We start from the raw sequence: 11,555 nt of genomic DNA, 5'->3' as shown, positions 1-11,555 counted from the left end.
GCGATGTGTGCGAGCCCGAGCCGCGCTGTCAGTCGCCGATGCGGTCATCGATTTGTTCGCGCAGCAGATCGGCGCGGCCGTTGTGGCGGGCGTACTCCTCGATCATGTGCACATACACCCAGCGCAGGCTGAAAGTGGTGTCGGGAACCGGGCGAGCGAAGGTGTGCGTCAAGGGCAGATCGGCGACGGCGGCGTCGGCGGCGCGCACCTCGCGGTGATATGTGGCGAAGGCGTCCGCGGGGTCGGCGTCGGCGATGTCGTCGAAATCGCCGTCGGGGTTGTCCTCGGAACAGTAGAGATAGTCCAGCGGCACGCCCGCCGCGGCGATGCGGAACCACCCGCGCTCGACCTCGCTCAGGTGCCGGACCAATCCGAGCAACGACAGGCGCGACGGGGCGAGTGGGCGCGAGCGCAGCTGTTCGGCGTCCAGTCCGGCGCATTTCCAGAGCAGGGTCTGCCGGTGCCGGTCGAGCCAGCTCTGCAGCAGGGGGCGCTCGTCGGCGACGAACAGGGTCGGCGTCCGCTCGATCTCGGGGGCGGTCCACGTCATGGGCCGAGGCTATCGCCCCGCGAGAGAGAACGCCTTTCGATTTTCGGTGCGGGCGGCTCGTGTGGGCACGCCCGCACCGTCCGGACTACAGACCGTGCTGGAGGAAATCGGTGACGGCGCGTTCGAAGGCCGCCTTGCGTTCGATCTGCACCCAGTGTCCGCAGCGCCCGAACAGCCGCAGATCGACGTTCGGCAGCTGCCGTGAGGGCAACAGCGCGCCCTCGACAGGGGTCACTCGATCGTCGCGACCCCACAGCATCAGCACCTCGTTGCGCAGACCGCGCAGCCGCGCCCAGAGCGGAACCCGTTCCGCCAGTGCGGGATCGGCGAACGTCGCGTACGCGTCACGGAGGGCGGCGATGGCCGCGGGTTCGGCCGCGGCGGCCAGGCGCGCGTCCACGAGCTCGTCGGTGAGGATCCGCTCGTCGAAGACCATGGTGCGCAACCAGGACAGCACCCGCTCGCGCGTCGGGTCGGCGGTGAAGTCGAGCAGCCGCCGAATGCCTTCGGAGGGTTCGGGACCCAGCACGTTGACGCCGACCCCGCCCGGCGCCATCAGTACCAGCCGGTCGACCCGTGTCGGGTGCTCGAGGGCGAAGAGGGTGGCCACCGCACCGCCCATCGAGTTGCCCAGCACATGCGCGCTCGGCAGCTCCAAGCTGTCCAGCAGGCCGAGCACCGCGTCGGCCGCGATGCGAAGATAGTTGCGGTCGTACGTTTCCGGGCGCGCGCTGGCGCCGAAGCCCGGCTGGTCGAGGACCAGGCAGCGGAAGCGCTCGGACAGCGTCGCGAGATTGCCGCCGAAGTTGGCCCAGCCCGACACGCCTGGGCCGGAGCCGTGCAGCAGCACCAGCGGCGGACCCGAACCCGCCTCGTGGTAGCGGAGTTTCAGTCCGTCGACATCCACCCAGCGGGTGGTGTCCGCCGCGGTGAGCGTCACCGTCACACCATCCGATCTTCGACCGTCAGGCCGAACTCGCCGCGGCCGAACATGGCCAGCGCGCGCTCCACGTCGTTGATGACGTGCACGCTGCCCGCGTGCGCGTCGCGCCAATGCCGTTCGATGGCGTTCGGCTTGCGGATCGAATGCCCGCCGGAGTTGTCGAAGAGCAGCTCGATCGCCTGGATCGCCCGCTCGGTGCCGCGCACCTGGTCGCGGCGGGTGCGCAGGCGCACCTCGTCCGGAATCGGTTCGCCCGCTTCGGCATAGCGCAGCTGCTCGCCGATGTTGCGCTCCATCTGCAGGATCGCGGCGTCGATCTCGGAGGCGGCGCGCGCGACCCGGACGTGGGCGAAGGCATCCTCGGCCACCTTCTGGCCGCCGTAGGACAGCCGCACCCGTTCGCGCATCCGCTCGATGTGGGCCTCGTACGCCCCCTGCGCGGCGCCGATGATCGGCGCGGTGATGGTGTTGGAGAAGACACCCGCGAATGGAATCTTGTACAGCGCGGCGGGATTCGCCTCTTGGCCGGGTCCGCGCAGCTGCGACTGCTCGGTGGCGCTGTAGGCGCGGTGGTGCGGCACGAACGCCTTCTCGATGACGATGTCGTTGCTTCCGGTGCCGGACAGGCCGACCACGTGCCAGACGTCGTCGATGACGTAGTCCGCGCGCGGCACCAGGATCGTCAGGTAGTCGCTCGGCTTGCCGTTCTCGTCGGGGGCGAGCGCGCCGAGGAACGCCCACTGCGCGTGGTCGCAGCCGGAGGAGAAGCTCCACCGCCCGCTCACCTCGTAGCCGCCCTCGACCGGGGTGAGCAGGCCCGTCGGCGCGTACGACGAGGAGATCAGCGTGTCGGGATCGGCGCCCCACACCTCCTCCTGCGCCGCCAGCGGGAACAGCGCCAGCTGCCACGGGTGCACGCCGAGCACCGAGGACACCCAGCCGGTCGACGGGCACGCCGAGGCGATCGTGCGGATCACCTCGTAGAAGGCCACGGGGGAGGACTCGTCACCACCGAACCGGGCGGGCTGCAGCATCCGGAACACGCCTGCCTCGGTCAGCTCCCGGACGCTCTGCACCGGAACCCGCCGCTGCGCGTCGGTGTCCGTGGCTCGTTCGCGGATCGCCGGAAGCAGGTCCCGGACCCGATCGAGCACCTTGTTGGTCATGACGGGTGTCCTCCTGTGTTTCGTCGGGCAGGGAACCGCCTGCGCGGCCCCGCCATGGTGGTGACGGTAGGGCCGTCCGCCCCTCGTCCGGTGGGGTCAGTCCCGGTGATCGGAACCGTGTGAGCTGGAGTTCCCCGCACTCAGCGGGCGGCGGCGCGGCCCGCGAGACGGCCGAAGAACATGCCGTCGCCGAGGGAGGTGCCGCTGATGTAGCCCTCACCGTGCAGGCCGGAGCTGGCGCGTCCGGCGGCGAACAGGCCGGGGATCGGCGTGCCGCCGAGATCGAGCACCTCCCCGTCCACGGTGGTGTGCAGGCCGCCGAGGGTGAACACCGACGCGCCGGTGCCGCGCCGGTCGCCGGTCTCCGCGGGCGGGCGCACACCGGCGCGCACGTCGATGGCGGCCAGCGGCGGGGTCAGCGGACGCAGCCAGCGCGGCGCCTTGTGGAAGTCGGGATCCGTTCCGCGCGCGGCGAATGCGTTGTATCGCGCGATGGTCGCGGCGAGCGCGCCGGGCGGCGTGCCGAGCAGCTGTTCGAGTTCCTCGGCGGTCTCGGCGACGTGGGTGGGACGCACGCCCCAGCGCTGCGGTTCGGGCACCGCCTCGTAGGCCTGTTCGTCCAGCACCACCCAGACGTCCATGTCCTGCCGGAACAGCGCGGCCTGACCGATACGGCCGGGATAGGTGTCCTCGTTGACGAAACGCGCGCCGCGGCCGTTGACGACCATGCCGCGAGCCGCGAAACCGGGAATCAACGCGATGCCGACCTGGCCCGCGGACATGTGGCGCACCGCCGCGCCCACTGCCTGCGCCATCCGGATGCCGCCGCCGTCGTCGGTGCCCGCGCTGACCTTCGTGTGGTGCAGCAGCCGCGGGGCGTGCGCGGCCAGCATCCGGTCGTCGTCGACGAAGCCGCCCGTGGTGAGCACGACGCCGCGCCGCGCGCGCACGGTGAACTCGCGGCCGTAGCGGCGCGCCACGACGCCGGTGATCGTGCCGTCCTCGGCGCGGATCAGATTAGTCGCGTAGCTATCGAATCGCGCTTGCGCACCGGCATTTTCGGCTGCCGCGGTGAGCACCTCCATCAGCAGTCGGCCGCCGAAATCGTTGGCGGCGGGCCGGTGCCCGCGCGGGGCGGGCGTCGCGAGTTCGGTGAAAGGCCAGCTGTTCTCGCCGAGCCACATGAGTCCGTCGTCGGTCGGCGGCACCCAGGCGGGCGCGTCCCACAGGCTCGGCTTGAACGGCACGCCGCGCGCGACGAGCCAATGGAAGTGCGCGACGCTGTCGGCGCAGTAGCGTTCGATCTTCGCCTCGTCCGCGCCGGGGCCGAGCGCGGCGCGCAGGAACGCCGCCATCTGCTCGGGGGTGTCGGTGAAGCCGCAGGCCTGCTGGATGGGTGTGCCGCCGCCGAGGTAGATCTCGCCGCCCGACATCGCCGACGCGCCGCCGGGCCCGCCCGAGCGTTCCAGCACCAGCACCCGCGCGCCGGCCTCGGCCGCCTCGAAAGCCGCTGCGGCTCCGGCACATCCGTAGCCGACGACGAGGACGTCCGTGTCGATGTCGTAGGCGCCGACCTCCGCCGCCGCCCGCGGTGCGACCGACCGGGCCGCCGCGCCCAGAGTTTCCCTCATACCTGCGACGTTCGCCCCTCGCCCGGCGCCCGGACACCGGTCATCTCGGTGGCCGATAGGCCCCTCCCGCTCAGTGGGACTGAACCGGATGGGGCGGTCACGCACTGGCAAAGGTGTGTGAACGGCGTCACGTTTGTGGGTGGCGCAGTGAGGAGAGGATATCGATGCGGGTCCTGATCACCGGAATCACCGAACCGAGCGGTCGGGCGGTGGCGCGCATGCTGTTGGCCGCCGGGCACGACGTGGCCGGTCTGGATCGCCGGTGGCACCGCTTCGTCGACCCCCGCGTGCGGTTCACCGCGGGTGATCCGGCCGACGTCGCGGCCTGCGCCCGCGCCGTCGCGGGGTGCGACACCGTCGTCCACCTGGCCGGTCCCGCCGTCGGCGCGGTGGCCGCGGCGGCGCGGGACGCCGGTGCGCGCGTGGTGGTTCCGGTCGTCGCGGGGGCGCGCTCGGCCGGTGTGCCGGAATCCGACGTCGCCGAGCGGCTTCGGGTATCGGGAGCCGACCACCTGCTGATCCGCACCGCGCTGGTCGCCGGTCGCCGCATCGGTCACGAGACGCGGCGCGCGCTCGAACCGATCCTCGGCGCCAAGTCCGGTGGCGGCTTCCAGCTGCTGCACAGCGACGATCTGGACCGCTTCTTGGTGCTCGCGGCGACCTCGACGCGGCTCGGCGTCGTCGAACTCGCCGCGCCGGGCCTGGTGAGCACCGACGAAGTGCGCGCGATGATGCGCGCCGCCAAGGTGCGCTACTCCGCCTGGGTGCCGGGCTGGTCCGCGCGCAGGCCGCTACTGAATTCCACGGCGGCGCAGGAGGACTGGGGCTTCCGCTGCGGCTGGAGCGCTGCTGAGACGGCGGCCGATCTGGTGCGCGGACTGGTCGGGCGCAAGCCGTCGGGCGGTTCCTTCCGGACACGCAGTGGCGCGATTCCGTTGCCCTCGCACGTGATTCCCTCGCGTGCCGCCACCTCGGACCGGCACCGCTTGGTCGACGTCGCGCCCGAGGGCCTCGAGGGCGAGTTCGACGACCGCGTCGACCCGCGCTATCCGGTGCACACCGCGACCAACACCTCCGAGGCGCTGCCCGGCCCGATGACGCCACTCACCATCGACCTGCACGCGGGCGCCATCCGGCTCGCCAACGAGGCGATGGGCACCATGATCGCGCTCGACGGAATCGCTCTGGAGCACTGGACGAGCCGGGTGACCACCGTGCTCGGCCACCACATCTACATCAACGCCTCGATCGGCGTGCTCGCCGCCGAGAACATGCCGGGCTGGGACGAGGAGAGCATCCGTCGTGACGCCTATGGCAACATCCCCGACGAGATCCCGCTCCAGCCGCACGGGAAGCCGCCGATGCCAACGGGTCTGGCGAGCACCGCGGCCACCGCGCGGGCCACGTCCCGGGTCATCGCCACCGCACGCCGCTTCGCCGCTACCGCCGAACTGATCAACGCCGCCTCGCACACCGAGGCGCTGACCGCCGAACAGATCGCCGAACTCACCGACGAGCAACTGCACGTGCGCGCGCTGCTCTGGCGCGACCGGCTGCACCAGGCCTGGCAGGCGGCCTCCATCGGCGTCATGATGACCGGCGCGGCCACCGCCGTGCACGCCCGTGGCAAGAACGCGGGCGAAGTCCCGATCGACCTGAACCGGCTGGAGTCGGCCAAGCCCATGCTCGCGGTGGAACGGCTCGCCGCCCTCTGCCGGGCCGACTCGGCGCTGCTCGAGGTCGCGGGCACAGGTGACGTCGCAGCGGCGCGTGCCGCCTCGCCCGGGTTCGCCGCGGCGCTGGACGAGGAACTGGCGCGCATCGGCCACCGCGGCCCCGGCGAATGCGAGTTGATCAACCCGACCTTCGGCGACCGTCCCTCGTTGCTGGTCACCGCTGCCGCGCGGGCCGCCCAAATGCCCGCGCCCACACGCGAACCCATGGACGCCGCGCCGAGCCGCACCGCCCGGATGGCGGCAGGCGCCACGGTCGCCAGGGAACGGGCCCGCGACGCCGTCGTCCGCATCACACACTGCCTGCGTATGGCGGTGCGGGAACGCGCCGACCGGCTCATCGCCTCCGGCAAGCTGCGCGAGGTCGACGACGTCTGCTACCTGAGCCTGGACGAAATCTTCTGTCTCCCTGCGGATGCGGCCGAACGGGTCGAGCGCCGCCGCGCCGAGCGCAAACGCCTGCGCGACATCCGGATGCCCGATGTCGTTGCCGGACAGTGGGAACCGGTCGCCGACGCGGGCGCGCTCGCCGCCGACGAGAGCCTCACCGGTATCGGTGTGTGCCCCGGCGTGGTGGAAGGCACCGTGAAGCTGGTGCTTTCGCTCGACGACGACATCGAACCCGGGGACATCCTGGTCGCCTCGGTGACCGATACCGGACACACCGCGATGTTCGCCTACGCCGCCGCGGTGGTCACCGACATCGGCGGTTCCGCCTCGCACGCGGCCATCGTGGCGCGCGAATTCGGCATCCCCTGCGTGGTGGACACCAAGACCGCGACCACCAGCCTGTCCGACGGGCAGCGCGTGCGCGTCGACGGCGCGGCTGGCACGGTGACGCTGCTCGCCGACTGATCACGAATAACTCTGTCCCGGAGGCGATTCGGGCGGAAACGACGGTACCGCCGCGTCCGGGTTAGCGGAGCGGGGGCGGTGCCGTGCTCACTTGGGCCCACCGTGCAGAACCGGGTCCATGAACGAAAGGAACACTTTCCGTGACCATTTCACGCGCGATGCGCGGTGTCGTAGCGGCCTCGGCCGCGGTCCTGCTCGGAGTCCTGCCGGTCACCGTCGCCCCTGCCCTGGCGGGCCCGGCTGTCCCCGTCCTCGAATCGCCGGGCAAGGCCGACCGCCCGATGGGCTTGGCGCACGCGCCCAACGCCCGCGACATCGGCGGCTACCCGGCCAAGCGCGGCAACCGCGTCGCCAACGGCGTCGTCTACCGCACCGACGCGCTCGCCAAGCTCGACGCGGGTGAACAGCAGAAGCTGGTGGAGTTCGGCATCACCCAGGTGATCGACTTCCGCAGCCCCACCGAGGCGTCCCGCGATCCCGACAAGCTCCCGTCCGGCATTCGCCGCACCGAGCTGCCGGTCTACGACCCGGCCAACGACTTCTTCCTCATGGTGTCCGGGCTGATCCAAGCCGGTCCGGCCAAGCAGCAGGAGGTGCTCGGCGACGGCAAGGCCGCCGAGATCATGCGCACCTACTACCGCTGGTTCGTCACCGACCCGACCGCGCGCGGCCAGTTCGCCACCGCGTTCCGCGAGATCGCGGGCGCCCAAGGCGCGGTGCTCTACCACTGCACCGCGGGCAAGGACCGCACCGGCTGGATGACCGCCATCCTGATGAGCGCGCTCGATGTGCCGAAGGGCCAGATCTACAACGACTTCCTGGAGTCCAACGACAACCTCGCCGCGGGCAACAAGCATCTGCTGGACGCCCTCGTCCAGCAGGGGCTCGTCCAGGATCGGGCGCTTTGGGAGCCGATCGTCGGCGTCGACCGCAGCTTCCTCGACGCCGCCTTCGACCAGGTCCAGCAGTCCTACGGTTCCTTCGATCGCTTCCTGAGCGAGGGACTCGGCATCGACAACGCGACCCTCGAAGCGGTGCGGTCCAAGCTGCTCACCAGGCACTGAGAAAGTCGCTGATCGGCTTCGAGATCGAGGAGCGCCGCCGCCCGGCATCGGCTGGGCGGCGGCGCCGTCGTTCATTCCCCCTCGTCGAGCAGGTGCCGCGGCGCGGCCTGCCGCCACGAGTCGAGCACGATGGCTTCCAGCTCCTCCCGATCGTCGAGCGCCGCGAGCCGCACCCGAATCCACGGATTGTTCGCCTCGTGCGCCGCGATCCAGAACTTCTCCGGCTCCGCCACCACCAGCTCGTCCCGATCGACCGCGGGGCAGCGCACCGCCATCGACGTCTCGTTCTCCGGCAACGTCAGGAACAACTTCCCCGCCACCCGGAAAATCGGCATCCCCCAAGCGAACTGCTCGCTCGTCTCCGCCAATGACAAGGCATAGGTACGGACATCGTCCCCGGTGGCACTCATGCCCGGAATCCTTCCAGGTGTCACCGACATCCGGCGGGCCACCGGGGCTGCACGCGCTGTCGCGAATTCTCCGCCGGTTCTCGGTCGGCTTTGTTAGCGTCTAATCGCTGACGATTGCCGGTTGTGTGCTAGACGGAGTGTCGTGTGACGTGCCAGTGCTGTCGACGAATCGTTGGAGGCGTTCGTGTCGGATGGATTCGGTGTGGTCAACCGTCGTTCACTCCTCGGAATCGGTGTGACGCTCGCGGCGGGCGTCGCGTTGAGCGCATGCGATTCCGACGAGCAGAGCAGTGGAACTACCGCGACGACCGGCACGTCGCCATCGGATGATCCGACGGCGGTGGCGGCCGACGCCTACGTGTTCGGTTACCCGCTCGTGTTGATGGACGCGACACGTGCCGCGGCGGGCCCACCGAACATTTTCATCCACGCTGATCAGTTGCCGACACCCGACGACCGGTTGGTGGTCCGGGTGAATCTCGACACGCTCTATTCGCAGGCGTGGCTGGATCTGCGGCCCGAGCCGCTGGTGCTACAGGTCCCCGAGATGGAGCCGGATCGTTACTGGCTGATGCAGATACTCGACGCCTGGACCAACACGGTGCACAATCCGAGCAGCGTGCGGCCCGACGTGCAATCGGGGCAACAGACTCCGCCGTTCACCTACCTGCTGACCGGGCCGGAGTGGTCCGGTGAGGTTCCCTCCGGCATGACGCGGTTGACGATGCCCACCAATACCGTCTGGGTGATCGGCCGCGTGCAAGTCGACGGCGACGCCGACATCGCCGCGGTGCGGGCGATTCAGGAGAAGATGAAACTCGCGCCGTTGAGCGTCTGGCAGGCCGACCCCGGCCTCGCCACCCCGAGCATTGTCGCCGACGAGAGCCGGCTGTCGGCCAACCCGTCCCGCGAGGTCGCCGACATGGACGGGCCGAGTTTCTTCGCCGTGCTCTCCGCGCTGATGACGGCCAATCCGCCCACCCCGGACGACGAACCCGCCGTGCGTCGTTTCGCGACCCTCGGCATCACCCCGGGCGGCACACCGACCGCCGACGCGGGCGTTCTTGACGCGGGCGTACAGGCAGGCAAGAAGCAGATCGCCGATTTTCGGGACCCGGGGAGCCACAACGCCAACGGCTGGAAGTACTCCACCGACCTCGGCGACTACGGAACGAACTATCCGCTGCGCGCCAGCACCTCGTACTTCGCCCTCGGCGCGAATCTCCCCGAGGACGCGCTGTATCCGACCTTCACCGGCACGGCCGACACGGACGGTGCCGCCCAGCGATTCCGGCTGCATTTCTCCGCCGACCAACTCCCACCGGTCGACGCATTCTGGTCCATCACCGCCTACGGCGCCGACAGCTTCCTGATCCCGAACCCGGCGAACATCTACTTCGTCGGCCATCAGATCCCGATCACGAAGAACGCCGACGGATCGGCCGACATCGCCGTGCAGAACGCCGACCCCGGGCCCGCGGTGCCCGCCGGCAACTGGCTGCCGATCCCCGCCGCCGGAAAGTTCTCACTGACCATGCGCCTCTACGCCCCGAAAACCGAAGCGGTCGAGGGGAAATGGGAACCGCCCGCGCTCGAGAAGGTCTCCTGAGCGCGTGTCGTCATTTCGACGCGCTGTACAGAGTCAGGGTGTGGTCGATGCAGCGGGTGACGAAGGCGCTGTCGAGGGGTTGGTCGCTGACCAGGAGACGGAAATACAGTGGGGCGGAGAGGGTTTCGAGGACCTCACGGGGGTCCACCTCGTCAGATAGTTCGCCACGGTCGACGGCCCTGCCGATGACGTGAGAGGTCCGTTCGAAGCGCTCGTTCCAGAAGCGGTGGCGCGCGGCGGCCACGCCCTGGTCGGCGGACAGAGCGATGGTGGTGCCGAGCAGTCGCGCGATGCCGGGGCGGGTTATCAGGTCTGAGATCTGCTCGGCGAGCTGTTGGAGATCTCCGCGCAGAGTTCCGGTGTCGGGTGCGGGATTGCCCACGGCCGCCATCTCGGTGACCGCCTCGGCGATCAGGGCGGTGCGGGTTCCCCAGCGTCGATAGATCGTTGTCTCGGCGACACCGGCTCGGGCGGCGACGTCGCCGATGGTCAAACCCTCGATGCCGTGTTCGACGACCTGATCCAGGGTCGCGGTGAGTACGGCTTCCCGCACTCGAGCGGAGCGTCCCCCGGTCCGCTTGCGCGGAACCGGTGGCGTCACGGGTTGCTCGTTCTCGGGATCGTGTCCGCGCTGGTTCATGGCCCTGTCCACTCGACTAAAAGCTATTTCGATTTGCGTTTAGTCGATACTAGCTCCCATACTTAAAGCCAGAATCGGTAGCGTTAATGCAGGGCTGGAGAGGCAGGACCACCATGGTCGAGTCCATCGAAATTCGTGCGATCGTGGGCGAGGAAGCGGTCTCGCGCGAACAGGTGCGGGCCTGGGAATCACGCCGGGCCGACGCGGTGCTGAAGAAGTTCGCCGCACGCGTGGGACATCGCGGTATCGCCGAACTCATGCCCGACCGCGCCCTCGATGAGTTGCGCGGCGCTCCTCTCGACGTGCGGCGATCCGCGTTGACGACGCTGAAGACGCGGCTGGGTCATGCCGGTGTCTACGCGATGGTCGGGCGCGAGCTGGCTCTTTCCGAGCGGATGACTCGGATCGGTGTCGCCGCGAGCCGGGGGCGGACCAAACACGCCATCACTCGTCTGGAAGTACCGGGCTTCTCCGTCGAGCGGTTCGCCGCGTGGTTCGACAATCTGACCGCTGCCAACGCCGAAACCGACATGATCGATGCCTGCCCCGACCACTACCTGTTGCGCGGCCTGCGCGACGGACGTCAGGAAGTCGTCGAAACAACCGGCGGATCACCGGCGGTGTCGCGGTTCCTCATCGACTACGCGAAGACCGAGAGCCTCACCATCCCGATCGATCCCGGCTACCCCATCCAGATCGCGGGCCAAGCCCTGCTCGACGACGGTGTTGTCATCGGCGGTGTGCGCCATCAGTTCCGTGATCGCGACGGCACACTCGAGGCCCTGCTGACCGTGCAATTCCCGGCCAGCGTGCCCGCCAGGCTCATTCGCCAACACCAGTGGCATCTGGCGGTGGAGTTCAGCAACTGGATGATCGCGGCGGCGCCGGTCGCGGCCACGTCGTGAGGGCTAAGCGGACAACGCGGTAGCCGAATCTCCGTCCTTCGAGTCGACC

At 69.7% G+C, this 11,555-nt stretch carries 10 protein-coding genes; 4 read left to right on the top strand and 6 right to left on the bottom strand.

Going from position 1 to position 11,555, the window contains the following annotated elements; all coding sequences use genetic code 11:
• Positions 1 to 28: 28 nt before the first annotated feature.
• From AB0H49_RS10615 to AB0H49_RS10600, 4 genes are all read right to left on the bottom strand, one after another.
• On the bottom strand, positions 29 to 550 hold the full coding sequence (locus AB0H49_RS10615; protein ID WP_357249737.1) for a DinB family protein: 522 nt from the start codon (positions 548 to 550) through the stop codon (positions 29 to 31).
• A gap of 85 nt (positions 551 to 635) precedes the next feature.
• On the bottom strand, positions 636 to 1,490 hold the full coding sequence (locus tag AB0H49_RS10610; protein WP_357249734.1) for an alpha/beta fold hydrolase: 855 nt from the start codon (positions 1,488 to 1,490) through the stop codon (positions 636 to 638).
• 2 nt (positions 1,491 to 1,492) lie between these two features.
• Positions 1,493 to 2,659 (bottom strand): 3-hydroxy-9,10-secoandrosta-1,3,5(10)-triene-9,17-dione monooxygenase oxygenase subunit, encoded by a 1,167-nt coding sequence (hsaA, locus tag AB0H49_RS10605; protein ID WP_357249731.1) that lies wholly within the window; start codon positions 2,657 to 2,659, stop codon positions 1,493 to 1,495.
• A 140-nt stretch (positions 2,660 to 2,799) separates the two neighbouring features.
• Positions 2,800 to 4,290: an FAD-dependent oxidoreductase gene (locus AB0H49_RS10600; protein WP_357249728.1), complete on the bottom strand. Its 1,491-nt coding sequence runs from the start codon at positions 4,288 to 4,290 to the stop codon at positions 2,800 to 2,802.
• 164 nt (positions 4,291 to 4,454) lie between these two features.
• Here AB0H49_RS10600 and AB0H49_RS10595 point away from each other — a divergent pair, with 164 nt between their 5' ends.
• Positions 4,455 to 6,878, top strand: a complete 2,424-nt coding sequence (locus AB0H49_RS10595; protein WP_357249725.1) for a PEP-utilizing enzyme — start codon at positions 4,455 to 4,457, stop codon at positions 6,876 to 6,878.
• Positions 6,879 to 7,018: 140 nt separating this feature from the next.
• Positions 7,019 to 7,942, top strand: a complete 924-nt coding sequence (locus AB0H49_RS10590; RefSeq protein ID WP_357249721.1) for a tyrosine-protein phosphatase — start codon at positions 7,019 to 7,021, stop codon at positions 7,940 to 7,942.
• Between the two features lie 71 nt (positions 7,943 to 8,013).
• On the opposite strand, the gene AB0H49_RS10585 is transcribed toward AB0H49_RS10590, so the two are convergent.
• On the bottom strand, positions 8,014 to 8,352 hold the full coding sequence (locus AB0H49_RS10585) for an MmcQ/YjbR family DNA-binding protein (RefSeq protein ID WP_357249718.1): 339 nt from the start codon (positions 8,350 to 8,352) through the stop codon (positions 8,014 to 8,016).
• Positions 8,353 to 8,536: 184 nt separating this feature from the next.
• Here AB0H49_RS10585 and AB0H49_RS10580 point away from each other — a divergent pair, with 184 nt between their 5' ends.
• Entirely contained in the window at positions 8,537 to 9,961 is a 1,425-nt protein-coding gene (locus tag AB0H49_RS10580) for a DUF1254 domain-containing protein (protein WP_357249715.1), read from the top strand.
• A 10-nt stretch (positions 9,962 to 9,971) separates the two neighbouring features.
• On the opposite strand, the gene AB0H49_RS10575 is transcribed toward AB0H49_RS10580, so the two are convergent.
• Positions 9,972 to 10,601, bottom strand: coding sequence for a TetR/AcrR family transcriptional regulator (locus AB0H49_RS10575; RefSeq protein WP_357249713.1), 630 nt, complete (start codon positions 10,599 to 10,601; stop codon positions 9,972 to 9,974).
• Positions 10,602 to 10,714: 113 nt separating this feature from the next.
• Here AB0H49_RS10575 and AB0H49_RS10570 point away from each other — a divergent pair, with 113 nt between their 5' ends.
• Entirely contained in the window at positions 10,715 to 11,506 is a 792-nt protein-coding gene (locus tag AB0H49_RS10570) for a hypothetical protein (protein ID WP_357249711.1), read from the top strand.
• Positions 11,507 to 11,555 lie beyond the last annotated feature (49 nt).

This window comes from Nocardia sp. NPDC050713, assembly GCF_040654315.1.
Taxonomy (GTDB): domain Bacteria; phylum Actinomycetota; class Actinomycetes; order Mycobacteriales; family Mycobacteriaceae; genus Nocardia.
This window is presented reverse-complemented; position numbering and strand designations above follow the sequence as displayed.

Coding starts and splice junctions, on each gene's coding strand:
- AB0H49_RS10570 (WP_357249711.1), top strand. CDS start 10,715: ATGGTCGAGTCCATCGAAATTCGTGCGATCGTGGGCGAGGAAGCGGTC.
- AB0H49_RS10595 (WP_357249725.1), top strand. CDS start 4,455: ATGCGGGTCCTGATCACCGGAATCACCGAACCGAGCGGTCGGGCGGTG.
- AB0H49_RS10600 (WP_357249728.1), bottom strand. CDS start 4,290: ATGAGGGAAACTCTGGGCGCGGCGGCCCGGTCGGTCGCACCGCGGGCG.
- AB0H49_RS10585 (WP_357249718.1), bottom strand. CDS start 8,352: ATGAGTGCCACCGGGGACGATGTCCGTACCTATGCCTTGTCATTGGCG.
- hsaA (WP_357249731.1), bottom strand. CDS start 2,659: ATGACCAACAAGGTGCTCGATCGGGTCCGGGACCTGCTTCCGGCGATC.
- AB0H49_RS10575 (WP_357249713.1), bottom strand. CDS start 10,601: ATGAACCAGCGCGGACACGATCCCGAGAACGAGCAACCCGTGACGCCA.
- AB0H49_RS10615 (WP_357249737.1), bottom strand. CDS start 550: ATGACGTGGACCGCCCCCGAGATCGAGCGGACGCCGACCCTGTTCGTC.